This is a genomic window from Streptomyces sp. RLA131, assembly GCF_056270125.1.
In genome coordinates, this window is sequence record NZ_JBWDOQ010000002.1 from 3,468,165 (window position 1) to 3,494,719 (window position 26,555).

Here is a 26,555-nt window from a genome sequence, read left to right on the forward strand (position 1 = left end):
TCTGAGGGGCGTCCTCCCGGTGCGGGAGGGCGCCCCTCGTCGTGACCCCGGACAGGCCCTAAGGTCGGAAGCATGGCTGCAGACGAGGGAACCGTACGGGTCGACAGCTGGATCTGGTCCGTGCGCCTGACCAAGACCCGATCGCTGGCCGCCGCCGCGTGCCGGGCCGGCCATGTGCGGGTCAACGGGGAACGGGTGAAGCCGGCGCAGGCGGTGCGCTCAGGGGACGAGGTGCGGCTGTACCACGCGGGGCGCGAGCGGATCGTGGTGGTGAAGGACGTCGTACGCAAGCGGGTCGGCGCGCCGGTCGCGGCGGAGGCGTACACGGACAACACCCCGCCACCTCCGCCCCGGGAGGAGCGCGTGGTGATGGCCGTACGGGAGCGAGGGGCCGGACGCCCCACGAAGCGGGAACGGCGCGACCTGGAACGGCTGCGCGGGCGGGGCCGGGAGGAGCCGCAGCCGTAGGGGCGGTTGGCCGACGGCCACCGGCCACCGGCCACCGGCCCGCGACCGTGGCCGCACGGGCCGCGCGGTGGGAAAGTGGTAGCGACAGCCTGATTTGCCCCGCTTTCCCATGAAAGGTAACGATCACCATGGCTGAGCATCCGCACGTCACACTGGTACGCGAGGGCTACGCGGCCTTCTCACGCGGCGACATGGAGGCCCTGCGCTCCATGATGACCGGTGACTGCACGCACCACGTCCCGGGCAACCACCCGCTGGCCGGTGACTACAAGGGCATCGACAACGTCCTGCGCTTCTACGCGCAGCTCGGCGCCGACAGCGACGGCACACTGCGCGTCGAGCTGCGCAGCCTGTTCGCCGACGGGCGCGGGCACGTGGTGGCGGTCCACCGCGCCACCGCCGCGCGGTCCGGAAGGACGATCGACCAGGACAACTGCATCGTCTTCCGGATCATCGGCGACAAGATCACGGACCTGGACGAGTGCTCGTCGGACCTGGACGCGGAGAACGCCTTCTGGGCCTGATCACGGGCCTGGTCACGGGCCTGGTCACGGGCCTGATCAGCGCGGGTACCAGCGCAGCTCGACGGTGTTGCCGTCGGGATCACGGACGTAGACGGACTGGGCGGTGCCCTGCGCGCCGAAGCGGTTGCCGGGACCGTCCAGGACGGTGAACTCGCCGGACTCGATCACCTGTTGCCAGTCCAGGGGCTCGACGACCAGACAGATGTGGTCGACGTTGGCACCCCGGGGCTCATCGGCCGGGGCCCGTACGAGGTCGATGATGGTTGTGGGGCTCACCCGCACCGACGGGAAGGGCGCCTCGCCCGCGCGCCACGCGTCGACGCGGACCGGCTCCAGGCCCAGCGGGCCGCAGTAGAAGTCGAGCGAGCGCTCGATGTCGGCGACGTTGAGGACGAGGTGGTCGAACCCGATCACACGCATGCTCACATCCTAGGCTCGGCGAATTCGGCGGGTTCGGCGGGTTCGGCGGGTTCGGCGGTCACCGGGAACACCCGGACGCTGTTGCTGACGATCGACGGCAGCGGCTCCAGCTCCTCCGGGGCCGCGGCGGCCGTCAGCCCCGGGAAGCGCGCGAAGAGCGCGGGCAGGGCGATCTCGGCTTCGAGGCGGGCCAGGGGCGCGCCGAGGCAGAAGTGGGCGCCGTGCCCGAAGGAGAGGTGGCGGGTGGCCGGCCGGGTGATGTCGAAGCGGCCGGCGTCGGGGCCGTGCCGGCCGGGGTCGCGGCCGACGGCGGCGTAGGAGGCGAGGATGGCGTCACCCCGGGGGATGCGGGTGCCGGCGATGTCGATGTCCTCGATGGCGTAGCGCAGCGGGAACTGGCCGACGGGCGAGTCCCAGCGCAGGGTCTCCTCGATGACGGCCGCCCAGGGGACCGTGCCGGCGGTGACGAGCGCGAGCTGCTCGGGGTGGGCGAGCAGGGCGCGTACGGCGTTGGTGATGAGGTTGAGCGTGGTCTCGTGGCCGGCCACGAGCATCAGCAGCAGGGTGCCGGCGATCTCCTGCTCGGCGAGCCGGTCGCCGTCCTCGTCGGCGGCGATCAGGTCGCTGGTGAGGTCGTCGCCGGGGGTGGCCCGGTGGTCGGCGACGATGCCGCCGAGGAGGGCGTAGAGGGCGCGCTGATCGGCGAGTACGTCCGCCGGCGCGGTGGCGCTGCCGACCACGCTGCCGCAGAGCCGGTGCAGTTCGTCGCGCAGGTGCTCGGGGACGCCGAGGAGTTCGCAGATCACCCGCATCGGGAGCGGGTACGCGAAGTGGGCGCGCAGATCGGCCGTCCCGCCGTCGGCGAGGGCGGCGGCCAGGCGGTCGAGCAGTTCGGCGACCATCGCCTCGACGCGGGGGCGCAGCGCGGCGACCCGGCGGGGCGTGAAGGCCTGGGTGACCAGAGCGCGCAACCGGCGGTGGTCGTCGCCGTCGGCGGTGGTCATACCGGGGACGGTGACGAAGTTGATCAGCGGCCAGCCGTCCGGGACCCGGCCGTCGGCGAGGGCCCGCCAGTGGCGGTGGTCCTTGCCGACCCGGGGGTCGGCCAGCAGTTCCTGGAGGAGGTCATGGCGGGTCACCGACCAGGCCGGAACGCCTCCGGGCAGCTCGACGGGGACCACGGGGCCGAGGGCGCGGAGCCCTTCGTTCTGGCCGTGCTGGTCGCGCCCCAGCGGGTCGAGCCGGACGGGCGCGGGCGATGCGGCGGTCATACGGACGCTCCTGGGGCGGCGGGTGACGGACTGCGGCAGCCGGCGGCGGGTAGCGGGCCGTCGGGGAGGGCGAGTTGGACCTGTGCGCATCATCGGGCCCTCGGGGCTCGTGCGCCACCCCTCCTCGATACCCCTGGGGGGTATACTCTGGAGGCATCATGAACGAGGTACCCCACGCAAGGAGCGCACCATGACCGTCACCTACACCGTCACCGGCATGAGCTGCGGCCACTGCGAGTCCGCCGTCACCAAGGAGGTCTCCGCCCTCCCCGGCGTGACGGACATCAGCGCCGACGCCGCGACCGGCCTGCTGACCGTCACCGTCGCCCCCGAGCAGCCGCTGGACGACGAGGCCGTCCGCGCCGCCGTCGACGAGGCCGGTTACGAGTTGGTCGGCAGGACGGTCTGATGAGTTCCGTCGATCTGGAGATCGGCGGGATGACCTGCGCCTCGTGCGCCGCCCGCATCGAGAAGAAGCTCAACCGGATGGACGGCGTCACGGCCACCGTCAACTACGCCACCGAGAAGGCCCGGGTCGCGTACGAGGACGGCTCCGGGGTCGGCATCGGCGACATCGTCGCCACGGTCGAGGCCACCGGCTACACGGCGGCGCTGCCGGCGCCCCGGGCCGGCGGGGAGGACCTGCTGCCGCTGGAGCAGCGGCTGCTGACCGCCGTCGTGCTCGCGATACCCGTGATCGCCATGGCCATGGTCCCGGCGCTCCAGCTCTGCGGCTGGCAGTGGCTGTCGCTGATCCTGACCACACCGGTGGTCGGCTACGCGGCCTGGCCCTTCCACCGGGCGACCTGGGCCAATCTGCGGCACGGCACGGCCACCATGGACACCCTGATCTCGGTGGGCACCCTGGCCGCCTACGGGTGGTCGGTGTGGGCCCTGTTCCTCGGCGACGCGGGGACCCTCGGCATGAAACACCCCTTCGAGCTGACCGTGGAGCACGGAGCCGGCAGCACCGGGCTCTACTTCGAGGTCGCCGCCGGGGTCACCGCCTTCATCCTCGCCGGGCGCTTCTTCGAGGCCCGCAGCAAGCGCCGGGCGGGCGCGGCACTGCGCGCCCTGATGGAACTGGGCGCCAAGGACGTGGCCGTACTGCGCGACGGGCGGGAGATCCGGGTACCGACCGGCGAACTCGCGGTCGGTGACCTCTTCGTCGTACGGCCGGGCGAGAAGATCGCCACCGACGGCGTCGTACGGGAAGGGGTCTCGGCCGTCGACGCGTCCATGCTGACCGGCGAGTCGTTGCCGGTCGAGACCGGGCCCGGCGACACCGTCACCGGGGCCACGGTCAACGCGGGCGGACGGATCGTCGTCGAGGCGACCCGGATCGGCGCGGACACCCAGCTCGCCCGGATGGCCCGGCTGGTCGAGGACGCGCAGAACGGCAAGGCGGCCGCACAGCGCCTGGCCGACCGGGTCGCGGCGGTCTTCGTCCCCGTGGTGATCGCGCTCGCGCTCGCCACCCTCGCCGGCTGGCTCCTCGCGGGCGGCGGTACGGCCGCCGCCTTCACCGCGGCCGTCGCCGTACTGATCATCGCGTGCCCGTGCGCGCTGGGCCTGGCGACACCGACCGCGCTCATGGTCGGCACCGGGCGCGGCGCGCAGCTCGGCATCCTCATCAAGGGCCCGGAGGTCCTTGAAACCACCCGCGAGGTGGACACGATCGTGCTCGACAAGACCGGCACGGTCACCGAGGGCGCCATGGCACTCACCTCCGTCCACCTCGGCGACGGCGAGGACGAGACCGAGGTGCTGCGGCTCGCCGGAGCCCTGGAACACGCCTCCGAGCACCCGATCGCCCGGGCGGTCGTGGCCGCGGCGGGCACGCCGCTCCCGGCCCCGGCGGAGTTCACCGCCGTGCCGGGGCTGGGCGTACAGGGCGTGGTGGACGGCCACCAGGTCGTCGTGGGACGCGAACGGCTGCTGCCCGAACCGCTGTCCGGCAAGCTCGCGCTGGCCCGGACCGAGGCGGAGGAAGCCGGCGGCACCGCGATCACCGTCGCCTGGGACGGGCGGGCGCGGGCCGTGCTCGTCGTCTCCGACACGGTCAAGCCGAGCAGCGCCGAAGCGGTACGGACGCTGCGCGGGCTGGGGCTGAGGCCGCTGCTGCTCACCGGGGACAACGCCGCCGTCGCGCACGCCGTCGCCGCCGAGGTCGGGATCGGCCCGGCCGACGTCATCGCCGAGGTCATGCCCGAGGAGAAGGTCGCCGTCATCCGGCGGCTCCAGGCCGAAGGCCACCGCGTGGCCATGGTCGGCGACGGGGTCAACGACGCCGCGGCGCTCGCCCAGGCCGACCTGGGCCTCGCCATGGGCACCGGCACCGACGCGGCCATCGAGGCCGGCGACCTCACCCTGGTCCGGGGCGACCTGCGCGTCGCGGCCGACGCGATCCGGCTCTCCCGCCAGACCCTCACCACCATTCGGGGCAACCTGTTCTGGGCCTTCGGCTACAACGTCGCGGCGCTGCCGCTCGCCGCGGCGGGGCTGCTCAACCCGATGATCGCCGGGGCCGCCATGGCCTTCTCCTCGGTCTTCGTCGTCGCCAACTCCCTGCGGCTGCGGCGGTTCCGCCCGCTGGCGGGGTAGTGGGCGCGCCTTGTCGTTCTTGCGCGTGATGTGCCCGGTGGACGGTTGCGCACACGGGCCGGTGGCCCGGGTGCCCGTCCCCTCCGCGCCCCTCGCGGCCCCGCACGGACGCACGCCGCCCGCGCGGCGGGCGGTTGCGCACGCGACCGTACCCGGTGGGTGGTTGAGATCTCTGGCGCCTGCGGGCCGCCGGCCGGTTGTGCCGTCCTCCCCCGGCTGGACGCTGGGAGGTGCGGCCCTGCCGGAGGGCGGGAGGCGTCAGTCCGTGGTCAGGAGGGCGGCGAGGGCGGCTTCCAGGTCGAGGAAGTGGGCTTCCCGGCCCGGGGGGACCGCCTGGTGGGTGCGGGTGAGGAACGTGCGGATGTCGCGGGTGGGGACCTCCACGAGGGCGACGCCTTCACGGGCGCGGAGCTCGATCATGGTGTGGTGGGGGCCGTAGGCCCAGATGTGGACGTCGCCGTCGCCGGAGGGGGTGCGCAGGCCGGCGTCGAGGAGGCCGCGGGCGAAGGCCCAGGTGACCTCGGTGTTGTCGAGGGAGACGGCCGCCGGGAAGGTCAGGTGGACGGCTAGCGGGTCCTCGCGGTGGTATCGGAACGTCGCGTCGACGGCCTGGTCCCATGCGCCGGGCGAACAGATGCGGACCTGCGCGATGTGGTCGATGTCGGTGAGCACGGGCGTTTCCCTCCGGTGTGGCGGCGTGGTGCGTCCCCCCTTAGACCGGGAACCGTGGGGCCTCATTACGCGACTTGGGCACGGGAAAATGTGACCTGCGCCACAGTCGACCGCCAGGTTCGACAAGTTGCCGACCTATAGTGCCCAATGCCCGGACTTCTACGAAGGGTTGACCAAGACCATGACCGAGGGCCCTGCCGAAACCCACAGACCGCCCACCGCCGTCGAGGCGGGGGACACCGAGGCCTATGCCCTGGTCTACGCGGAGCAGCATCCGCGTCTGGTCGGTTACGCGCACACCCTGACCGGCAACTCCTGGCAGGCCGAGGACCTGGTCGCGGAGGCCCACTTCCGGGTCTGGCGACGGCTGTCGGCCGGGCACCGGATCGAGAACGTACCGGCCTATCTGACCACGACGGTACGGAATCTGGCCGCGACCGTCGGGCCCGCGGCGGCCCGCGAGATCCCGCAGGACCCGGGTACAGGCATCGGCATCGGTATCGGTATCGGCAGGCAGCGGGCGACGGACGACGAGGGCGCGGGCGACCCGGCGCAGCGGATCGCCTACGTGGGGCTGCTCGGTGACGTACTGAAGCAGCTTCCGGAGCGATGGGTGCGGGCGCTGTGGCTGGCGGAGGCCGAGGACCAGCCGCTGGAGGCGGTCGGCCGGGAACTGGGCACCAGCCGCAACGCCACGGCGGTGCTGCTGAGCCGGGCGCGGGAGGGGCTGCGGCAGGCGTTCCTGCGCGCGCTGCCCGGGGAGCCGGAGAAGGCGGGGTGCCGGGAGTTCTGGGACCGGATGCCGGCGTATGTGCGGGACGTCGACTCGCCCCGGCACGCGGCGGCGCTGCGCACGCACACCGAAGCGTGCGAGGACTGCCGCACGCGCATGCTGGCCCTGGTGCAGGCCAACCACCGGCTGCCGGCGCTGGTCGGTCCGGCACTGCTGGTGCTGGCCGGCGGAGGCGCCCTGCGCTTCCTGGCGGCGGGCGCGGGGGCCGGGGCGGGTGCCTCGGCGGCGGCAACGGCCGCGTCCGGGAAGGCGGCCGCGGGAGCGGGCGCCGGGGCCGGCGGCGGGATCGGCGGAGGTGTGGTGGCCGCCGCGGTGGCGGGCATCGCGGTGGTCGCGGCGGCGGTCGCCGTCGCGGCGGCCGTGGCCGGCGGCAGCCACGGCAGGCCGGTGACCGCGGAGCGGGCCGCCGCCGACCGGTCGACCCCGACGGCGGGGCCGGTCCGCGGGACGCCGGGGTCCGGAAGCACCTCGCCGGACCCGACCGGGACGGCGACCGGGACGGCCACGGCGACGGCGAAGAGCAGCGCCATGACGACCACGACCTCGCCGTCGGTCCTCACCGACCTGACGAACCCGGCGGCGGTGCCCGTCTCGCCCACCACGTCGGGGACGCCCTCGCCGGCCGTGACGGACCCTGCTTCGGCGACCCCCACGGCGGAGAGCTCCAGCCCGGCAGCCTCCCCGACCCCGACCCAGACCCAGACCCAGACCGCGACTCCGACCTCGACTCCTTCGCAGACGCAGCCCCCGACCGAGAGCCCGACCCAGACGGCCGAGCCCGAACCCACCGGCACCGACGACGGGGGCCACCACTGCGGGCGCTGCGTCATCCATCCGCCGCACCGGCGGGACTGATGGGCGCGGCCCCCCGCCACGTCACCGCCGCCGAGCGCCGCTCCCGGCTCGGTGCGCGGCACCGGCTCGCCGCCGCCCACCGTGCCGGGAGCGCCGAGGAGGTCGCCGACTCGCTGGTGGCCCTGCACGGCACGGACCCGGCGACGGTCTACCTCGCGGTGGCGGCCCGGCTGCGCGGCCCCGGTACGGAGGACCTCGACCGGGCGCTGCACGAGGAGGGCACGCTGCTGCGGCTGCTGGCGATGCGCCGCACGATGTTCGTGGTCACCCGGGCCTCTGCCCCGGTGGTCCACGCGGCCGCCGCGCGGGCCGTCGCGGCCGACGAGCGCCGGAAGCTGCTCACGTATCTCGCCGACGGCGGCGGCTGGGACGCCGCCTGGCTGGCCGACGTCGAGGCGGCCGCGCTCGCGGTCCTGGCCGCGCGCGGTGAGGCCACCGCGGCCGACCTCGGGGCCGCCGAGCCCCGGTTGCGCTCCCAGGTCGTCGTGGCGCGCGGCAAGCCCTACGAGACGACCCAGAACGTCGCCAGCCGGATCCTGCGCGTGATGGCCGCCGAGGGCCGCATCGTCCGGCGCCGCCCGGTCGGCGGCTGGACCAGCAGCCAGTACCGCTGGGCGGCCGGCCGGCCGCTGCCCGAACTGCCGGTCGCCGAGGCCCAGGCGGAGCTCGTACGCCGCTGGCTGACCGCCTACGGGCCGGGTACCGAGGCCGACCTCAAGTGGTGGACGGGCTGGACCCTCACCGCTGTCCGCAAGGCGCTCAAGGCCGTCGGGGCGGAGCCGGTCACCCTGGACGAGGGCCCCGGCCACGTGCTGCCCGGGGATGCCGGGGGCGCCGGGGATGCCCCGGCCGGTGAACCCTGGGCGGCGCTGCTCCCCGCCCTCGACCCGACGGCGATGGGCTGGCAGCAGCGTGACTGGTATCTGCCCGGGGGCGCGGACCGGGCGGCGCTCTTCGACCGCTCCGGCAACATCGGGCCGACGGTGTGGTGGAACGGGGACGTCGTCGGCGGCTGGGCGCAGCGCGCGGACGGGAGCATCGGGTACCGCCTCTTCGGCGACCACGGCGCGGAGGCGGTGGCCGCCGTCGAGGGCGAAGTGGCCCGGTTGGCGGGCTGGTTGGGGCAGGTGCGGGTCACCCCGCGTTTCCGGACGCCGCTGGAGCGCGAGCTGTCCGGCTGACCGCTCACGGCCGACGGTGGGCGGGGTCCGGGGCCGGCAGGCGCCCCCGGACCCCGCCGACGTCAGGCGACCCGGGTGAGCTTGCTGTCGAAGCCCGGTTCGGTGAGGGCGGACCGCAGGGCGACCGGGACCTTGATGGTGCTGTCGCCGTTCCCGACGGTGAGGGTGCCGACCTTGGTGCCGGACGGCGCCTCGTGGGCGATGCCGGACCTGGACGCCTTCAGCGAGATGCTGACCTTGAGGCCGGACCAGCCGACCGCCGTGACGTTCTCGGTGGCGACGACGGCGGTGTGGCCGCCCAGCCCGTCGTCGACGTAGCCGACGACATCGCCCTTGCGGACGATGGTGTCCGAGCTCAGCGCGGCCTGGGTGGCCTGGATGAGCTCCTTGCTGCGGGCCAGCACCGTGTCGATGATCGGCGACTTGTACTGGCCGAGCATCGCGCCGATGATCAGCTGCTTGGTGCCGTCGACCTCACGGGTGGCGGCGAACAGCAGATTGCCGCCGGCGGCGGTGCTGGTGCCGGTCTTGATGCCGACGATGTGGTTGAACCCGGCGAGGCGGTTGTAGTTGCTCTGGACGGTGCCGTCGCTGTCCGTGTACTTGATCGTGGTGGCGATCGCGGCGAAGACGTCGTCCTTCATCGCCTGCCGGCCCAGCTTCACCTGGTCCTTGGCGGTGCTGACCGTGGTGGACTCCAGCCCGCTGGGGTCCGTGTAGGTGGTGTTGGTCATGCCGAGGGACTTGGCGGCGGCGTTCATCTTCTTCACGAAGGCGGACTCCGAGCCGGCGTCCCAACGGGCCAGCAGCCGGGCCACGTTGTTCGCCGAGGGGAGCAGTACGTGCTCCAGCGCCTCGTACTCGCTGAGCTTCTGGCCCTTCGTCACCTTGACGACGGACTCCTGCTCCTCCTGACCGCTCGTGTACTGGTCGGCGGCCTTCTGGTCGACCGTGATGGTCGCGCCCTTGGTACCGGCCTTGATCGGGTGGTCGCGCAGGATCACGTACGCCGTCATCACCTTGGCGACGCTGGCGATCGGCACCGGCTTCTCCTTGCCGGACGACCCCAGGGTGCCCAGGCCCTCGACCTCGACGACGGCCTGGCCCTCGGTGGGCCACGGCAGTGAGGGCTCGTCGCCGTCGAAGGTGTGGGAGGCGGCGGCGGTGAGGCGGAGCTGCGGATCGGGCAGCGGACGGAACGTCTGCACGAGGGCGAAGACCAGGACCAGCAGCAGGACCAGCGGGGTCCAGATCTTGAACCGCCGGGCCACGGTCCGCAGCGGGGTCTCCCGCGGCGGGGGCGTGTTGGTCAGCTCGGCGAGCAGCTTCAGCGGCTCCCCGGGCACCGGCGGCAGCGGCATCTGCTTGGTGCGCTCGCGCGGCACGGCGGGCTCGTCGTCGGTCACCAGCGGTACGAAGGTGCCGACCGGCACGGGGGGTGCCGTGGGCTTGGCATCGGGCAGCGCGACGCTCGCCCGGGCCTCCGCGACGGTGCGGCCCGCCAGCACGAGCGTGCCCTCACGGGGGCGCGGCCCGGGCTCCGGCTCCGGCTCGGGTCCGGCCTTCACGGACCCGGACCCACCCCGGGACTCCTTCTCCGGCCCGGACTTGGCCGCCCCGGACCCACCCTGCTCGGGCTCGGGCTCGCGCTCGTCTTCGGGCTCGCGCTCGTCTTCGGGCTCGGCATCGGCGTCGGGCTCGGCATCGGCGGGCTCGGCGTCGGCGTCGGGCTCGGCATCGGCGTCGGGCTCGGCATCGGCGGGCTCGGCGTCAGCCGGTTCCGCGCTCGCCCGTGCGTCCGCGAGGGCGCGGCCCGTCAGCATGAGGGTGCCCTCGCGGGGACGGGGCTCCGACTCCGGCTCCGACTCCGACTCCGGCTCGGATTCCGGTTCCGGTTCGACTTCCGCTTCCGTCTCCCGCCCGTCGGGATCCGTATCTTCGACGGGTTCCGCGTCTACCTCGGCTCCCTCATCCTCCGCAGCCGGAATACGCTCCTCGGAAGCCGCCTCATCGGGCTCCTCCGAGGCACTGGAGGAAACCGTGTCCGGATCGTTACGATCAGCGTCGGAGGAACCTTCCGCCTCTCCTGGCCCACGGAATACCGCGAGCCTCGGATCCTCCGTCCTGCGCCCGGTCACCTCCCCCGACGACTCCTGCTGCTCCGCACTGCCGGGGGACTCGCCCGCCACGCAGACCTCCTCCACACGTCAGGCGGACCACCGTCACGGCGGCCCGCTCCACCCTTACACCAGTGTCCTGCCCCAGGCTGAGAAGCCTCTGAGAGACCCGCCGAAGCGCTTTACGACATGTCCTCGACACCCCCGCACCAGGGGGAGACGAGAACGACATATGAGTCGGTTCCCGCACGAACGGGCAAGGCGCTCTCGACAGGTCCCTGTGAGAGGCGTCACCCTGTCTTCATCCACGCGGGGAGGCATGGATGGGCAGGAGCCGCAGAAGTATTCCGGAGGAGCTACTGCTTCTCGCCCTGGACCCGACCACGGGTACCACGGCGCAGCCGCAGTCGCTCGACCTAGGCCTTGCCGGGGCACAGCTAGTGGAGCTGGCTCTGGCAGGGCGAATAGCCCCTGATGGGGATCGTATCGCCGTGGTGCACCCACGGCCGACAGGAGATCCGACCCTGGACTCCGCGCTCGAACTGCTGCGGCGACGCGGCAGCCCCGTGCGTGCCGTCCACTGGATCGGCGGGCCCCGCCTGGGGCTGCGCCAGACATATCTCGCGCATCTCGAACGGTGCGGCATGGTGCATGCCGTGGCGGGGCAGATGTGCGGGGTGCTGCCGACCACCCGCTATCAGGCGACCGACAGCGAAGTCAGCCGGGAGATCAGGGCCCGTCTGGACAACGCGATCCGCACCGGCGTGCCGCCGGACCCGCGGACCGCGGCGCTGGCCGCGCTCGCCCACGCGGTGGGCCTCGGCAAGCACCTCTACCCGGGTAACGAGGGCCGGTCGTCACGTTCGCGCCTGAGGGACCTGATCCGGTACGACCCCATGGGCGGCCTCGTCGCGCACGCGGTCATGGACGTACAGAACGGCGTTGCCGCTCAGCCGAAACGGGCACCCGCGCAGGGGCGACCCCAGGCGGGGCACGGCATGGCCAGGGCCGGCGTCCGATGAGTGAGGAGAGCGTCCCCCACGTGCACAGCTCCGCGTAGTTCAGGCAGTTGAGGCAGTTCACGCACCGCACGCACTTCCGACACGTAGTAACCAGGACGGGAATCGGAGTCCGGAGGCAGGGCCCGGACACCGAAACACCGCACCCGTCCCCAGCGACCCGGTCACGGGAGCCGCTGTGACGCGCGGGGCACGGACCGGTCGACGGTCCGCGCCCCGCGCGTCGCTGTGTGTCCGGCCGGGGCCGAAGACCGGACCATACGACCATTTCCCAGCGCGCCGGTGACCGGTAGTGGCAGGCTGCTGACCAGCAGTACACACAGCGCGGAAGAATGCAGAAACCATTCTGAACCGGAGGTGCGCATCCCGTGGCCGCCAACGTCAATCCCACCGTCAGGCGACGGCGTCTTGGATCCGAACTGCGCAAACTGCGCGAGTTGAAGGGGCTGACGGCGGAAGCGGTAGCGGCAGAGCTGCTCGTCTCCCAGTCGAAGATCAGCCGCCTGGAGAACGGCCGCCGCAGTATCAGCCAGCGCGATGTCCGTGATCTGTGCGGGGTGTACGGGGTCGAGGATCCGCGCATTGTCGACTCCTTGATGCAGATGGCCAAGGAGTCCCGTCAGCAGGGCTGGTGGCACGCTTTCGGCGATATCCCGTACAGCGTCTACATCGGCCTGGAGACCGAGGCGGCCTCACTGCGGACCTACGAGTCGCTGATCGTTCCGGGGCTGCTGCAGACGCGTACGTACGCCGAGGCGGTCATCTTCGGCATGGGGCCCGAGGCGACGCCCGCCGACATCCAGAAGCGGGTCGAGGTGCGGCTCAAGAGGCAGGACCGGATCGCCGATCAGGAACATCCGCTCCGGCTGTGGGTGGTGGTCGACGAGTCGGCGCTGCGGCGGGTGGTGGGCGGCCCGCAGGTGATGTGCGAGCAGTTGGAGCACCTGGCGGACATGAGCACCCTGCCGCACGTCACGGTGCAGATCCTGCCGCACGAGGTGGGCGCCCACCCGGGCATGTACGGCTCCTTCAGCGTGCTGGAGTTCGAGGACAGTTCTGACTCCACCGTGGTCTACCTGGAAGGCGTGACCAGCGATCTCTACCTGGAAAAGCACGCCGATGTGCAGAAGTACGTGATGATGTACGAGTACCTTCGCGCCCAGGCGCTGAATCCGGAGAAGTCGAAGGAGTTCATCCTCGACGTCGCGAAGGAATACGCGCCCTGAATCAACCAGTCGGGGCTCAGGGCGGCACGGTACACCTGAGTTCGCACCGTGGAAGGCGCAAGTGGAATATGCCATCCGGTCGAGTGAATGCCTCTCCTCAGACAGTGATGTCGGCGCGTAGCGTTTCGGAACGTGCCTACCTGCACAGGCACATCACGTCAGTTCACAGACGATCGGAGTGACGATCATGCAGCGGGAAGACACCTTCCTCTCTTGGCGAAAGTCCTCGTATTCCGGGAACAACGGCGCGTGCGTCGAAGTCGCGGTCCCGGGGCAGGACAGCATCGCCGTACGCGACTCCAAGGACCCTGAGGGGCCGAGGCTGAGCTTCCCCTCCCAGGTCTGGTCGGCCTTCGTGACCGGAGTCGGTCAGGGAACGTTCGACCTCTCCTAGCCGGCGCCGGCAGGAGTCATATGCCCTCTCGACCGGCATCGCCGTCCTGGCCGAGGGGGCTTCCGCCTGTTCAGCGTGATCCAGCGAGGAACCTCCGGCGCTCACGCCCGAGAGGCATCGCTTCTCCGGACTGCCCTGACGCGCGCCTCACAGCGGACATGTGCTGCTTGATGACGCACAACGGAGCCCTGCCACGGCCGGGTGGTGCCCCTTGCCGGAGGCTGTGGGCGGACACGCCTTGAGGGACCGGCCGGCCGGGACAGCGCCGCCTCGGGCGGGTTGTGCGTGTGATCGAGTTCGCCGTTGAACTCGATCGGTTCACTTTCTCCAAGCCCGGTCCTTCACGGCCGGATCAGGTTGACCGCAGTTGGTCCACATAGGTGTCGGTGCCCGGGACGGTCGGGATGAAGGGCGCCACCAGCTCGACCCGGCCCAGCCCGGAGGCGGCGATCTCCTCGTCCAGGCCCGTGAAGTGCCTCCCCCAGTCCTCGCGCGGGTCCCGCTCCAGGAACCAGAGCAGGGTGAGCCGGGTGTCGGTGCCCTCGACCTGCTTGACGTACGACATCCGGTCCAGCGGCAGCGGGGTGGGCCGGAAGACGGTGACCATGGCGGCCGGTGATCCGGCGGCGAGCCGCCTCGGCAGGTGCCGGGCCCGCAGCCACTCCAGCAACTCCGCCCGCTGCGCCGCCGACTCGGCGTCTACGACCTGGAGGACGAGCCCGGCGTAGGGGTGGTCGAGGGCGTGGATGTCGCGGGGGCCGGCGGCGCCGTCGCGGTAGACGGTGGCGGCGTGGTCCTGGAAGGCCGTGAAGACATGGGTGCGGGCGTGGTGGACCCGGCCGTCGCGGTTGAGGCGCTTGTTGATGCCGACGGTCCACTTCATGTGGTCGGCGTAGCGGCCGGCGGTGATCCAGTAGACGGTGAGGTAGCAGCCGGCGCCGACGGGCTCGGCGACGGCGGACTTCTCGGGGTAGCGGAGCCCCTGGAGGTCCCGGGTGGCGACCCAGCGCCGGCCGGCGTACATCCAGGGCATGGCCATGGCACCGGCGATGAAGTGGTCGTCCTCGTACCAGCGGTTGTACGCGTACTCGTGGCCGGGCCGGGGCTCGACCATGGTGATGAGGGCGTGGCCGAAGGCCGGTCCGTAGGGGCCGAGGGCGGCCAGTTCGGCGTAGGTGTCGCTGCGGGTGTCCTGGGGGGCGTCGTCGGATGTCATGACACCGGTTTAGCTGACTGAGTGTCAGATTTGGAAGGGTGTGGCGGCCCCGGCCGGATTAGATGTAGCTTCCAGCCACTTCCGCACGGCAGACGAGCCCAGGAGATAGATCAGTCATGCGCGCCCCCGTTCCCGGTCTCGCCGCCCGCGCCGCCTCGGTCGCAGCCTCGCCGGTACGCGAGATCCTGGCGCTGACCGCCCGGCCCGAGGTCATCTCCTTCGCCGGCGGGCTGCCCGCCCCCGATTTCTTCGACGCCGAGGGGATCCGGGCCGCGTACGACCGCGTGCTCGCCGAGGACCCGGAGCGCGTCCTGCAGTACTCCACCACCGAGGGCGACCCGGCGCTGCGCACGGCCGTGGCGGCCCGGCTCACCGCCCGGGGGCTGCCCAGCGGGCCGGACGAGCTCCTGGTCACCGGCGGCTCGCAGCAGGCCCTGTCGCTGCTGGCGACCGCCCTGCTGGAGCCCGGCGACGTGGTGCTGGTCGAGGACCCGACCTATCTGGCGGCCCTGCAGAGCTTCGGCTTCGCCGGGGCCCGGATCGTCCCGGTGCCCGGCGACGGCTCCGCCGACGGGGGCATCGATCCGGCCGCACTGGAGGAACTGGTCGTCCGGGAGCGCCCCAAGCTGCTCTACCTCATCCCGACCTTCCAGAACCCGACCGGGCGCACCCTGCCGGCGGCCCGCCGCGAGGCCGTCGCCGCGATCGCCGAACGGCACGGCCTGTGGATCATCGAGGACGATCCGTACGGGGAGCTGCGCTACGAGGGCGAGGCCGCGCCGTGGATCGCCTCCCTCCCGACCGCCGCCGGCCGCACGGTGCTGCTCGGCAGCTTCTCCAAGATCATGTCGCCCGGAATGCGGCTCGGCTGGCTGCGCGCCCCGGCCGCGCTGCGGCGGGCCTGCGTCGTCGCCAAGCAGGCCGGCGATCTGCACACCTCGACCGTCGACCAGGCCGCCGCGGCCCGCTATCTCGCCGACTCCGACCTCGACGCCCACCTCACGCGGGTCCGCGGCGCCTACCGCGAACGCCGGGACGCCCTGCTCGGCGGCCTGGCCGACGCCCTGCCGCCGGGCAGTTCCTGGAACCGCCCAGAGGGCGGCATGTTCGTCTGGGCCCGGCTCCCGGAGGGCTACGACGCGACCGCCCTGCTGCCGACGGCGGTCGCCCACGGCGTGGCGTACGTCCCCGGCGCCCCCTTCTTCACCGGCGAGCCCGACCCGGCGGCGCTGCGGCTGTCGTTCGTCACCCACACCCCGGCCGAGATCCGGGAGGGACTGCTGCGACTCGGCAAGGCCCTGGCGATCCCCGGCGAGCGCATCTAAACTGACGGTCCGTCAGCATTGCGGCACCGGTTCCCCGTCGGCGAGTGAGCCGAAGTGGAGCGGTCGCTGTCGAAAAGGAGAACGCGCGCAGGTCGTGAGGAACGAGCGACCGAGCACGATCGACCGTCGACAGCGACTGAGCGAAACGGAGGCGAACCGAGCCGCCCAAAAAAAGGGGGGAGCCCCCGTCATGCTGCTCCAGGGCAAGACCGTCGTGGTTTCCGGCGTAGGCGCCGGTCTGGGGCACCAGGTCGCGGCCGCCGTCGTGCGGGACGGCGGCCGCGCGGTGCTCGGCGCGCGGACCGGGGAGTACCTCGCCAAGGCCGCCGAGGCGATCGACCCGGAGGGCCGCAGCACGGCCTGGCGGGAGACGGACATCGCGGACGAGCGGCAGTGCGAGGCGCTGGCCGCGCTCGCGGCCGAACGCTTCGGCGGGATCGACGCGGTCGTCAACGTGGCCGCCCTGGACGCCCACTTCGGCGGCCTGGAGGACGCGGACTTCGCCACCTGGCACAAGGTCGTCGACGTGAACCTCTTCGGCACCCTGCGGATGACCCGGGCCTGCCTGCCCGCCCTGAAGGAGCGCGGCGGCTCGGTGGTCCTGATCGGCACCCAGTCCGCCGTCGCGGCGCCCACCCAGGTCCGGCAGGCCGCGTACGCCGCCTCGAAGGGCGCCCTCACCTCGGCGATGTACTCGCTGGCGCGGGAGCTGGGCCCGTACCGGATCCGGGTCAACACGGTGCTGCCGGGCTGGATGTGGGGACCGCCGGTGCAGGCGTTCGTGCAGTACACGGCGCACGTCGAGAGCGTGCCCGAGCAGGAGGTGCTGGCCCGGCTCACCGAGCGCATGGCACTGCCCGAGCTGGCCACCGACAGCGATGTGGCGGAGGCCGTGACGTTCCTGGCCTCCGACCGGGCGCGGGCGATCACCGGGCAGTCGCTGCTGGTGAACGCCGGTGAGCTGATGAGGTAGTTCGGGACGGGGCGTTCCGGCGAAGTACCCGCTCATGGTGGGGCGTCGCGCGGGCCGCCAACAACGCCGAGGTGGGTCAAGAACAGGCAAAATCGTTCTGCTTGCTGACCTATGTTCACGTCCTTGAACTTGTGCGGTCTTGACCACCCCTTGAACAGGCGGTTCAATCTGGGGCGCCGCCCCATGACGGACGTACCGGCGAAGTACGTACCCGTTCACAAGGCGGACCCCTGGAGGGGGTGTCAAGACATGAACAGTCTCGACTGGGCCGTGCTCATCACGTACTTCGGCGTGATGGTCGCCATCGGCCTGTGGTCCCACAAGCGTGTCGACAACGTCAGCGACTTCTTCACCGCCGGCGGCAGAATGCCCTGGTGGCTGTCCGGCATCTCGCACCACATGTCGGGCTACAGCGCCGTGATGTTCACCGGCTACGCGGGCATCGCGTACACCTACGGCATCACCTCGTACGTCACCTGGTCCCTGCCGATCGCGATCGGCGTGGCGGTCGGCGCCAACCTCTTCGCGCCCCGGATCAACCGGCTGCGCTCGCGGCTGCACGTCGCCTCGCCGCTGGAGTACCTCAAGAACCGCTACAACGTGCCCACGCAGCAGGCGCTGGCCCTGTCCGGTGTCCTGCTCAAGATCGTGGACGTCGGCGCGAAATGGGCCGCCATCGCGACCCTGCTGTCGGTCTTCACCGGCGCCTCGCTCAACCAGGGCATCCTGATCACCGGCGCGGTCACCGCGGTCTACTGCACGGTCGGCGGGCTGTGGGCGGACGCGCTGACCGAACTGGGGCAGTTCGTCATCCAGTTACTGGCCGGGCTGGCCATGCTGATCGCCGTGCTCGGCAAGATCGGCGGCTTCAGCGGGCTGTGGACCGTGTGGGACCGGCTGCCGGACGTGCACACGCATCCGACCGCCGGGCCCTACACGGTGACCTTCCTGCTCGCGTACCTGTTCATCAAGACCTTCGAGTACAACGGCGGTATGTGGAACCAGGCCCAGCGCTACATGGCCACCGGCTCCGCCCGCGAGGCCACCCGGTCGGCCCGGCTGTCCTCGGCACTGTGGTTCGTCTGGCCACTGGTGCTCTTCTTCCCGATGTGGGTGGCCCCGCTGCTGGTCAAGGCGCAGAAGCCGGACGCCTCCGACTCCTACGGCCTGCTCACCGAACAGCTCCTGCCGCACGGCCTGCTCGGGCTGGTCGTCGTCGGCTTCTTCTCGCACACCATGGCCATGTGCTCCTCCGACGCCAACGCCATCGCCGCCGTCTTCACCCGCGACATCGCCCCGGTCGTCTCCCGGGCCGCCCGCGAGTGGGACACCCGGGCCGGGCTGCTGGCGGCCCGGATCTCGACCATCGCCTTCCTGGCGCTGTCGATGACGGTGGCGACGCAGGTCAACTCCCCCACCTTCAAGGACATCATCACCATCGTCATCAAGTGGGTGGCGGGGCTCATGGGCCCGATCGCGATCCCGTTCATGCTCGGCCTGCTGCGGCCCTTCCGCAGGTCCGGCCCGACCGCCGCCCTGATCTCCTGGGCCGCCGGTCTGTTCGCCTTCTGGCTGACCAACTACGGCCTGGACGGCGTGCAGTTGCAGATCCAGATCGTCACACCGCTCACCACGTCGCTCGTGCTGTACATCCTCATCGGTTTCGTCAAGCCCGAGGACACCCCCGAGCGCGACGCGGTCCTGGCCCGCATCAACTCCGACGACGACGGTTCCACGGCCGCGGAGGCCGTCCCGGCGGCGACCGGGGCGGAGTGAGGGGGCGTACACCGCCCCGGCCGGGGGCCGGGCTCCGTCCGGCCTAGGGCCAATGCCGTTGCGTTACGGGCTTGCGGGCTGGGGTCTTGTGATGAGGACCGCTTGAGGTCCGGTGCGGGTCGGCTGTGGCCAGGAACGGTGTTCAGTTCGCTTGAGGCGGTAGTTGGACATCTTGCGTTTCACCACGCGGGGCTGGCTGCGGAGGCGTCTGACGGGCAGGAGCCGTTCCAGGAGGTCCTGCTCGAGCATCACCAGTGCTCTGACCAGGAGGTCAGGGGGAAAAACTGCCCGGCGTGACGGTCACGCTGCGCCGGGCAGAGCGCAGCGTTTCGGTGAAGGAGACCCGGTCAGGGCCCAGGCCACGGGTGGCAGCCGTTCTCAGCATGAGTTCCCGCAGAGCGTGGTGGACCAGCAGGTGTGCCCAGATCTGCTGGTGAACACCGTCGGGTGTTTTACTGCTGAGCACGACGCGTGCGCCACGCTGATGGGTTTTGATCTCGGCGAAGACGGACTCGATCTCCCAGCGTTCGCGGTAGAGCGCGGCCAGCTGCCGGGCAGGATACCGTCGGGCGTCCAGCAGGCTGGTGACCAGGCGATAGTCGTCGGTCTCACCCTCACCGGCCCGGTCCTTGAGCCGGTAGGCCAGGACACGGACCACAACCGGCTCCTTGCGGGCCGGGCCGCCGCTCGCTCTGATGTGTGAGAGCCATGACCCGTCGCGGAACTGTTTGGTGACGGGCAGGACGCGGTTGGCGGGCACCCGCCACAGCAGGTCGGCGCCGGTGGCGGTGAACGCCTGCCACAACGGGACGCCAAGGAACCCACGGTCGGCCAGGACCAGCTGACCTGGGCCGGTCGAACGCGGCAGGCGGCCTACCAGAGTGACTTCCCCGGTGCGGCAGCCGGCCAGTTCCGCGTCCAGCACCGCATGGCTGCCGATCTCCACCAGAGCTGCCATCCGCACTTGCGGAAACGCGCTCCTGCCCGACCCGCGGCCACTGCCCGGACGTCCGAAGGCAGTCTCGTTGGCTTCACTGTCCGCGACGTCCCAGCACGTGCCGTCGACGGCGAGCAGCCGCAAGCCCCGCCAGAACGCGCCGGGCGTCGCCTCGGTCGCCATCGGCTTCGCGGTCGTGGCGAACAGCACCCGCAGCGGCTCGGAGCCCAGCCGCTGCCGGGCCCTGAACAGCGAGGACTTCGCCGGAACACGCCAGTTGCCCAGCAGCCCCGAGCCCCGCAAGCCCTCGACGAGATGGCGCATCACTTCCAGATACGGGGCAGGTGAGAACAGGGCCAACGCCAGCACGAAGTACACCACCAGCCGCGCGGGAAGCAGCCGCTGACGTCGCTCGGCACGGCCGCACGCCGTCACCACCCGGTCCACCAAGCCTGGCGGATACACCCAGGTCAACAGGCCGAGACCCGATAAGTCAGACACACTCGCAGCCATCCGAACCACCCCCGGGACGAACTGCCAAGCACAGTACGCCTACAGCAAAGGCAACGGCATTGGGCCTAGGGCGTGTTGCGAAAGTAGCGCCGTCCGCCCGCAGGGCGGGCTCCGCGGCGTCTGGTGCGTGCGATCGCAAGGCGGAGGGTCGTCCTCGTACTGGACGTACTTGGATGATCCCGACAACGCGGCGAGCGTGCGTGCCAGGCGTCGTGGAGCAGGCGGGACTTTCGCAACACGCCCTAGATCACGTCGGCCAGTTCCTGGAGCAACCGGCGCTTGGGCCGGGCGCCCACCATGGACTTGACGGGCTCACCGCCCCGGAACACCATCAGCGTCGGCATCGACAGCACGCCGTACGCGGACTGGGTTTCCGGGTTGGTGTCCACATCCAGCCGCACCACCTTCAGCCGGCCCTCCTCCTCCCGGGCCACTTCCTTCAGCACGGGCTCGATCTGCCGGCACGGCCCGCACCAGTCGGCCGTGAACTCCACCAGGACCGGCAGGTCGGCCCGCAGGACCTCCTCGGCGAAGGTCTCGTCGGTCACCGTCTTCATCGCGTACTCCCATCCCCATCCCCGTCACTGTCACTGTCACTGTCACTGCCGCTGTCGCTGTCACTGCCGCTGCCGCTGCCGCTGCCGCTGTCGCAGCTGAACTCGCACCGCGGTCCGGCCTTCGCCATCCGCGCCTCGATCCCGGCCCGCACCTCGCTCAGGCGGGCGATGCAGTCGTCCAGCTCGGCCAGCTTGCGCCGGTAGACCTCGATCGAGGCCGGGCAGGAGTCGCCCTCCGGATGGCCCGCCCGCAGGCAGTCCACGAACGGCCGGGTCTCCTCCAGTTCGAAGCCGAAGTCCCGCAGCAGCTGGATCTGGCGCAGCAGCCGCAGGTCGGACTCGTCGTAGGCGCGGTAGCCGTTGCCCGTGCGCCGCGCGCGCAGCAGTCCGCGCGACTCGTAGTAGCGCAGGGCACGTGTCGTGGTCCCCGCCCGTTCGGCCAGCTCTCCGATCCGCATGGTCACGACCGTAGACCCTGACGCCGACGTCAAGGCCAGCGCCGGAGCCCGGGCCGGGGCCGTAGCCGGGCCTACGCGGCGGGGTAGCGGTTCAGCCAGACCTGGGAGACGCCGTTCGCGCCGTGCAGCGCGGGGGCCTGGGTCATCTCCATGGCGAAGTCGTCGGCGAGCTGCAGGATGGTGCCGCGGCCTTCGAGCTCGGCGACCCAGGCCGGCGGCAGGGCGGTCTCGCCGTGCTGGACGCCAAGGAGGTTGCCGCAGATCGAGCCGGTGGAGTCGCTGTCGCCGGAGTGGTTGACCGCGAGCAGCAGACCGTGGCGTACGTCCTCGGCGACGAGGGCGCAGTAGACGCCGATGGCGAGGGCCTCCTCGGCGGTCCAGCCCTCGCCGAGGGACTCGACCCGGGACGCGGTGGGCAGGCCCTGGCGTACGGCCCCGAGGGCGGACTTGAGAGCTTCGGTGGTCTCCTCGTGGCCGGCGTGGCCGGCCAGCAGCGCCAGCGCGTGCTGTACGGAGCCGTCCAGGGCGTCGCCGCGCGCCAGGCCGTGCACGATGACCGCGAACGCCCCGGCGGCGAGCATGCCGGTGGGGTGGCCGTGGGTCTGGGCGGCGCACTCGATGGAGAGCTGGAAGACCAGCTCCGGCTCCCAGCCGACCAGCAGCCCGAAGGGCGCGGAGCGCATGACGGTGCCGCAGCCCTTGGAGCCGGGGTTCTTGGGCTTGTCGAGGGTGCCCATGACGTCGTCGCCGAGGCCGGTGAGGCAGGCCCGGCCGGGTGCGCGGCGGGAGTAGAGCCACTCCTCACGGGCGAGCCAGCCGGCGTCCTCGCGGCGCTCGTCGGGGCCCCAGTCGTTCTGCGTGGCGGCCCAGCGCAGATAGGCGCGGTGGATGTCGGTGGGCGGGTGCCAGGCGCCGCTGTCGCGGCGGACCTGGGCGCGGATGAGTCCCTCGGCGGTGAACAGGGTCATCTGCGTGTCGTCGGTGACGGCGCCGCGTCGGCCGAAGGCGGTGACGTAGTCGGTCACGCCTACCTGGCCGTGCGCCTGCCGGATCGCCTCCAGTGAGTCGAACTCCACACCCGCGCCCAACGCGTCGCCGATCGCGCCGCCCAGCAGACAGCCACGCACCCGGCTGCGGAAACCCTGCTGTTCGGCGCGCCCCCATACGGCTGCGCACATGCCCGCACCTCCCAGATCGTCGCCCAGTACTGTAATCGACCAGGAACGGTCAGCTCCCGGTCAAGTACGGAATGTGATCAGTCACCCACGGGCCCACGAGGTTTTTGCCGCTGGTTTTCCGACGCTACTGCCCCAGTACCGGCAGCAGTTCCGGGAGGTGGCCGTCCGAGGCGCGGCCGGCCGCGACGCGTTCGGCGGTGACCTCCCCGTACGTCGTGGACCGCTGCCGGTGCGGACGGCCCGCCGCCTCGGCGATGGCGATCAGGTCCTGGATGGACTTGTACGAGCCGTAGGCCGAGCCGGCCATCCGGGAGATGGTCTCCTCCATCAGCGTGCCGCCCAGGTCGTTCGCGCCGGAGCGCAGCATCGCGGCGGCGCCCTCGGTGCCCAGCTTCACCCAGCTGGTCTGGATGTTGGGGATGTACGGGTGGAGCAGGAGGCGGGCCATCGCCGTCACCGCCCGGTTGTCGCGCTGGGTCGGGCCCGGACGGGCGATGCCGGCCAGGTAGACGGGGGCGTTGGTGTGGATGAAGGGCAGTGTCACGAACTCCGTGAAGCCCCCGGTCTCCTGCTGGAGCCGGGCCAGCAGCCGGAGGTGGCCCAGCCAGTGGTGGGGCTGGTCCACGTGCCCGTACATCATCGTGGAGGAGGAGCGGATGCCCAGCCGGTGGGCGGTGGTGACGACCTCCACCCAGGTGGCGGTGGGCAGTTTGCCCTTGGTGAGGATCCAGCGGACCTCGTCGTCGAGGATCTCGGCGGCGGTGCCGGGGATCGAGTCGAGCCCGGCCTCCTTGGCGGCGGAGAGCCAGTCGCCGATGGACATCCCGGTGCGGGTCGCGCCGTTGACGACCTCCATCGGCGAGAAGGCGTGCACATGCATGTCCGGCACGCGCTCCTTCACCGCCCGCGCGATGTCGAAGTACGCCGTGCCGGGCAGGTCGGGGTGGATGCCGCCCTGCATGCAGACCTCGGTCGCGCCGACCTCCCAGGCCTGCTCGGCGCGGTCGGCGACCTGGGACAGCGACAGGGTGTAGGCGTCGGCGTCGGTGCGGCGCTGGGCGAAGGCACAGAACCGGCAGCCGGTGTAACAGACGTTGGTGAAGTTGATGTTGCGCGTGACGACATACGTCACCTCGTCGCCGACCGCGTCCCGGCGTACGTCGTCGGCGATCGCGCACAGGGCGTCCAGCGCCGGGCCGTCGGCGTGGAACAGGGCGAGGGCTTCGGCGTCGGTGAGCCTGGTGGGGTCGTCGGCGGCGACCCGCAGGGCGGCCTTGACGTCGGCGTCCACCCGGTCCGGGACCAGGCCGGGCGCCGCCTGCTCGCGCAGGGCCTCCCAGTCGCCGTAGACGGCGTCGAAGTCGTCGCGGCGGTCGCCGGTGCGGCCCGTGGTTGTCGATGGTGGCGTGCAGGTCGGTGCGGCCGGTGGCCGTGAAGGCCTCCTCGGGCTCCTGCCACGGCAGGCCCTTCGGCAGGACCTCCGCCACGGCGAGCCCGGTCGCGGGGTCCGCCAGCGCCCGTACGTGCGGGAGCAGCCGAGGGTCCAGCCACGGCTCGCCGCGCTGGACGAACTCCGGGTAGATGGCCAGGCGTTCACGCAGGGAGAAGCCGGCGGCGGCCGAGTGCTCGGCGAGTTCGTCGATCCGGGGCCAGGGACGCTCGGGGTTGACGTGGTCCGGGGTGAGCGGGGAGACGCCGCCCCAGTCGTCGATGCCGGCCCCGATGAGCCTGGCGTACTCGGCGTCCACCAGGTTGGGCGGCGCCTGGAGGCAGGCGGACGGGCCCATGATGTGCCGGGCCACGGCGACGGTGGCGAGGAGGTCGTCCAGTTCCGCGTCCGGCATGCCGCGCATCGCGGTGTCCGGCTTGGCGCGGAAGTTCTGGATGATGAGTTCCTGGATGCCGTGGTAGGCGCGGGCGACCCTGCGCAGCGCGAACAGCGACTCGGCGCGCTCGTCGTACGTCTCGCCGATCCCGATCAGCAGCCCGCTGGTGAAGGGCACATTGCTGCGTCCGGCGTCCTCCAGGACGCGCAGCCTGACGGCGGGCTCCTTGTCCGGGGAGCCGTGGTGCGGGCCGCCGGGCTCGCTCCACAGCCGGGTCGCGGTGGTCTCCAGCATCATGCCCATCGACGGGGCGACCGGCTTGAGCCGCTGGAAGTCGGTCCAGCTCATCACACCGGGGTTGAGGTGCGGGAGCAGCCCGGTCTCCTCCAGGATGCGGATCGAGATGGCCCGTACGTAGGCGATCGTGTCGTCGTACCCCTCGGCCTCCAGCCACTCACGCGCTTCGGGCCAGCGGTCCTCGGGCTTGTCGCCGAGGGTGATCAGTGCCTCCTTGCAGCCCATTTCGGCACCGCGCCGGGCGATGTCCAGAACCTCGTCGGGGGACATGAACATCCCGTGGCCCGCGCGGCGCAGCTTGCCGGGGACGGTGACGAAGGTGCAGTAGTGGCAGGTGTCCCGGCACAGCCGGGTGAGGGGGATGAAGACGCTCTTGGAGTACGTGATGACACCCGGCCGTCCGGCGGCCTCCAGCCCCGCGTCCCGGACCCGGGCGGCGCCCGCGGTGAGGTCCGCGAGATCGGCCCCCCGGGCCTGCAGGAGGACGGCGGCCTCCGCCGTGTCGAGGGCGACGCCGTCACGGGCCCGCTTGAGCGCGCGGCGCATGCTGTTGGCGGTGGGCGGCGTGTTCGGCGCCTCCGGGCGCGGCATGCGTTGCGTCATCCTCAGAGCATAGGTGGGGGGCCTGAGGGGTGCGCTGTCACCTTGATCACGCCCCTTGTTCCGGTGGCTCGGTTCGCCTCCGTTTCGCCCCGCCGCCGTGGGGCTCAGGCGACGGCCAGGGGGGCCGAGCGGAGCTCTACGACGAGCTGGGGGGTGAGGAGTTCTCCGGGCCCGGTCGGCCAGTACGGCCATCTCGTAGCCGACCAGGCCGACGTCGCAGCCCTCGGCGGCGAGGACGCCCAGGCAGGAGCCGTCGCGGATGCGGCCGACCATCAGGAAGCCGCCCAGCATCTCGATCATGACGAGTTTCATGCCGCGGAAGCCGTGCGTGCCGGCGGCGTTCTGGGCCAGGGAGGTGATGCCGGAGACCACGGCGGCGAGGTGGTCGGCCCGGTCGCGGCCGAGGCCGTCGGAGGCGGCCATGAGCAGGCCGTCCGAGGACACGGCGACGGCGTCGGTGACCCCGTCGGCCGTGCGGACGAACTCGGAGATGAGCCAGCCGAAGCTCTGGACGGCGGTGGTCACGGCACGGGGTCCAATCTGTCGTGTCCGGCTTCGGCGCGGGCGATGCCGGCGCGGAAGCCGTTGAGCATGGAGGAGACGTTCTCCGGGGTACGCGGGGGCTTGCGGGCGGCCGGGGCCGGGGTCTCTGACGCGGGGGCCAGGAGCCGCGCCGGGAGGGTGACGAGGGCGGAGACGCCGCCGCCCGGGGTGTCGAAGAGCCGGACCTCGACGTCGAGGCGGCGGGCGAGGCGGCCGACGACGTAGTGGCCGAGGAAGCGGGTCGGGGCCACGAGGAAGGCCTCGTCACCGGAGAGCCGGGCGTTGGAGCGTTCCAGGTCGGGGCCGGGCATGCCGACGCCGTGGTCGACGACGGCGAGGCAGTACTCCTCGCCGTCGGCCCAGCCGTGGACCTCGACGGGCTCGGAGGGCGGGGAGAAGGTGAGCGCGTTCTCGACGATCTCGGCGAGGAGGTGGGCCAGGTCGGCGACGGCGTGCCCGCGCAGCGAGCAGCGTTCGACGGTGGCGACCACGACACGGCGGTACTGCTCGACCTCGGCGACGGCGGACTGCACCAGCTCCAGGCTGGTCGCCGTGCCGTGGGACGTACGGGGGGTGTGCTGGCCGACGAGGACGAGCAGACTCTCGGCGTTGCGCCGCATGCGCGTGGCGAGGTGGTCGAGTTCGAAGAGCTCGGCGAGGGCGTCGGGGTCGAGTTCCTGGTTCTCCAGGCGGGTGATGAGGCCGAGCTGGCGCCGGATGAGGCCCTGGTTGCGGCGGCCGAGGTTGGCCAGGGACTCGGTGGTGTTGCGGCGCAGCACGGCCTGCTCGGCGGCGAGGCCGACGGCTGT

General features: G+C 71.9%; 22 protein-coding genes and 2 pseudogenes. 12 read left to right on the plus strand and 12 right to left on the minus strand.

Features of this window, described 5'->3' with window-relative positions; genetic code table 11:
* The first annotated feature begins 72 nt into the window (after positions 1-72).
* Both RWE79_RS16645 and RWE79_RS16650 read left to right on the plus strand, forming a co-directional pair.
* Positions 73-468, plus strand: coding sequence for an RNA-binding S4 domain-containing protein (locus RWE79_RS16645; RefSeq protein WP_475940857.1), 396 nt, complete (start codon positions 73-75; stop codon positions 466-468).
* A gap of 128 nt (positions 469-596) precedes the next feature.
* The gene (locus tag RWE79_RS16650; protein WP_475940858.1) at positions 597-992 is read left to right on the plus strand and encodes a nuclear transport factor 2 family protein; all 396 of its coding nucleotides are present in this window, start codon (positions 597-599) and stop codon (positions 990-992) included.
* Positions 993-1,028: 36 nt separating this feature from the next.
* On the opposite strand, the gene RWE79_RS16655 is transcribed toward RWE79_RS16650, so the two are convergent.
* Together RWE79_RS16655 and RWE79_RS16660 are read right to left on the minus strand one after the other, a co-directional pair.
* The gene (locus RWE79_RS16655) at positions 1,029-1,412 is read right to left on the minus strand and encodes a VOC family protein (RefSeq protein ID WP_475940859.1); all 384 of its coding nucleotides are present in this window, start codon (positions 1,410-1,412) and stop codon (positions 1,029-1,031) included.
* A gap of 2 nt (positions 1,413-1,414) precedes the next feature.
* Positions 1,415-2,683, minus strand: coding sequence for a cytochrome P450 family protein (locus tag RWE79_RS16660; protein ID WP_475940860.1), 1,269 nt, complete (start codon positions 2,681-2,683; stop codon positions 1,415-1,417).
* A 190-nt stretch (positions 2,684-2,873) separates the two neighbouring features.
* On the opposite strand from RWE79_RS16660, the gene RWE79_RS16665 reads away from it, so the two are divergent.
* Positions 2,874-3,092: a heavy-metal-associated domain-containing protein gene (locus RWE79_RS16665; protein ID WP_475940861.1), complete on the plus strand. Its 219-nt coding sequence runs from the start codon at positions 2,874-2,876 to the stop codon at positions 3,090-3,092.
* On the plus strand, positions 3,092-5,287 hold the full coding sequence (locus tag RWE79_RS16670; RefSeq protein ID WP_475940862.1) for a heavy metal translocating P-type ATPase: 2,196 nt from the start codon (positions 3,092-3,094) through the stop codon (positions 5,285-5,287). The genes RWE79_RS16665 and RWE79_RS16670 overlap by 1 nt, the downstream gene beginning before the upstream one ends.
* Before the next feature lie 258 nt (positions 5,288-5,545).
* On the opposite strand, the gene RWE79_RS16675 is transcribed toward RWE79_RS16670, so the two are convergent.
* Positions 5,546-5,959, minus strand: coding sequence for an SsgA family sporulation/cell division regulator (locus RWE79_RS16675; RefSeq protein ID WP_475940863.1), 414 nt, complete (start codon positions 5,957-5,959; stop codon positions 5,546-5,548).
* Between the two features lie 181 nt (positions 5,960-6,140).
* On the opposite strand from RWE79_RS16675, the gene RWE79_RS16680 reads away from it, so the two are divergent.
* Together RWE79_RS16680 and RWE79_RS16685 are read left to right on the plus strand one after the other, a co-directional pair.
* Positions 6,141-7,607 carry a sigma factor gene (locus RWE79_RS16680; protein ID WP_475940864.1) on the plus strand — a complete coding sequence of 489 codons (1,467 nt, stop codon included), beginning with the start codon at positions 6,141-6,143 and terminating at the stop codon, positions 7,605-7,607.
* Positions 7,607-8,788 carry a winged helix DNA-binding domain-containing protein gene (locus tag RWE79_RS16685; RefSeq protein ID WP_475940865.1) on the plus strand — a complete coding sequence of 394 codons (1,182 nt, stop codon included), beginning with the start codon at positions 7,607-7,609 and terminating at the stop codon, positions 8,786-8,788. The genes RWE79_RS16680 and RWE79_RS16685 overlap by 1 nt, the downstream gene beginning before the upstream one ends.
* A gap of 62 nt (positions 8,789-8,850) precedes the next feature.
* Here RWE79_RS16685 and RWE79_RS16690 read toward each other — a convergent pair whose 3' ends face one another.
* On the minus strand, positions 8,851-10,611 hold the full coding sequence (locus tag RWE79_RS16690) for a D-alanyl-D-alanine carboxypeptidase (protein ID WP_475940866.1): 1,761 nt from the start codon (positions 10,609-10,611) through the stop codon (positions 8,851-8,853).
* A gap of 617 nt (positions 10,612-11,228) precedes the next feature.
* Between RWE79_RS16690 and RWE79_RS16695 the strand changes: the two genes are divergently transcribed.
* The 3 genes from RWE79_RS16695 (at position 11,229) to RWE79_RS16705 (ending at position 13,544) form a co-directional block, all read left to right on the plus strand.
* Positions 11,229-11,927 carry a GOLPH3/VPS74 family protein gene (locus RWE79_RS16695; RefSeq protein ID WP_475940867.1) on the plus strand — a complete coding sequence of 233 codons (699 nt, stop codon included), beginning with the start codon at positions 11,229-11,231 and terminating at the stop codon, positions 11,925-11,927.
* A gap of 365 nt (positions 11,928-12,292) precedes the next feature.
* Positions 12,293-13,150 (plus strand): helix-turn-helix domain-containing protein, encoded by an 858-nt coding sequence (locus RWE79_RS16700; protein WP_475940868.1) that lies wholly within the window; start codon positions 12,293-12,295, stop codon positions 13,148-13,150.
* Between the two features lie 187 nt (positions 13,151-13,337).
* A complete protein-coding gene (locus RWE79_RS16705; RefSeq protein WP_475940869.1) occupies positions 13,338-13,544 on the plus strand; it encodes a DUF397 domain-containing protein in 207 nt (68 codons plus the stop codon).
* 352 nt (positions 13,545-13,896) lie between these two features.
* Here the strand turns inward: RWE79_RS16705 and RWE79_RS16710 are convergent, their stop codons facing one another.
* Entirely contained in the window at positions 13,897-14,760 is an 864-nt protein-coding gene (locus tag RWE79_RS16710; RefSeq protein WP_475940870.1) for a hypothetical protein, read from the minus strand.
* Positions 14,761-14,876: 116 nt separating this feature from the next.
* On the opposite strand from RWE79_RS16710, the gene RWE79_RS16715 reads away from it, so the two are divergent.
* The 3 genes from RWE79_RS16715 to RWE79_RS16725 all read left to right on the plus strand — a co-directional run bounded on the left by RWE79_RS16715 (position 14,877) and on the right by RWE79_RS16725 (position 18,834).
* On the plus strand, positions 14,877-16,085 hold the full coding sequence (locus RWE79_RS16715; protein WP_475940871.1) for an aminotransferase-like domain-containing protein: 1,209 nt from the start codon (positions 14,877-14,879) through the stop codon (positions 16,083-16,085).
* A gap of 190 nt (positions 16,086-16,275) precedes the next feature.
* Entirely contained in the window at positions 16,276-17,058 is a 783-nt protein-coding gene (locus tag RWE79_RS16720) for an SDR family oxidoreductase (protein ID WP_475940872.1), read from the plus strand.
* Between the two features lie 249 nt (positions 17,059-17,307).
* The gene (locus tag RWE79_RS16725; protein WP_475940873.1) at positions 17,308-18,834 is read left to right on the plus strand and encodes a sodium:solute symporter family protein; all 1,527 of its coding nucleotides are present in this window, start codon (positions 17,308-17,310) and stop codon (positions 18,832-18,834) included.
* Between the two features lie 271 nt (positions 18,835-19,105).
* Here the strand turns inward: RWE79_RS16725 and RWE79_RS16730 are convergent, their stop codons facing one another.
* The 7 genes and pseudogenes from RWE79_RS16730 to RWE79_RS16760 form a co-directional block, all read right to left on the minus strand.
* Entirely contained in the window at positions 19,106-20,284 is a 1,179-nt protein-coding gene (locus tag RWE79_RS16730) for an IS4 family transposase (RefSeq protein ID WP_475940874.1), read from the minus strand.
* 242 nt (positions 20,285-20,526) lie between these two features.
* A complete protein-coding gene (gene trxA / locus RWE79_RS16735) occupies positions 20,527-20,841 on the minus strand; it encodes a thioredoxin (RefSeq protein WP_475940875.1) in 315 nt (104 codons plus the stop codon).
* Entirely contained in the window at positions 20,838-21,299 is a 462-nt protein-coding gene (locus tag RWE79_RS16740) for a MerR family transcriptional regulator (RefSeq protein ID WP_475940876.1), read from the minus strand. The genes trxA and RWE79_RS16740 overlap by 4 nt, the downstream gene beginning before the upstream one ends.
* Positions 21,300-21,370: 71 nt before the next feature.
* Entirely contained in the window at positions 21,371-22,477 is a 1,107-nt protein-coding gene (locus RWE79_RS16745; protein ID WP_475940877.1) for an ADP-ribosylglycohydrolase family protein, read from the minus strand.
* Between the two features lie 124 nt (positions 22,478-22,601).
* Positions 22,602-25,191, minus strand: a pseudogene (locus tag RWE79_RS16750) (bifunctional FO biosynthesis protein CofGH).
* Positions 25,192-25,443: 252 nt separating this feature from the next.
* A pseudogene (locus tag RWE79_RS16755) lies at positions 25,444-25,728 on the minus strand (roadblock/LC7 domain-containing protein); the annotation flags it as partial.
* Complete coding sequence (locus RWE79_RS16760) at positions 25,725-26,525, minus strand: sensor histidine kinase (RefSeq protein WP_475940878.1); 801 nt, start codon at positions 26,523-26,525, stop codon at positions 25,725-25,727. The gene RWE79_RS16760 and the pseudogene RWE79_RS16755, both read right to left, overlap by 4 nt.
* Between the last annotated feature and the right edge of the window lie 30 nt (positions 26,526-26,555).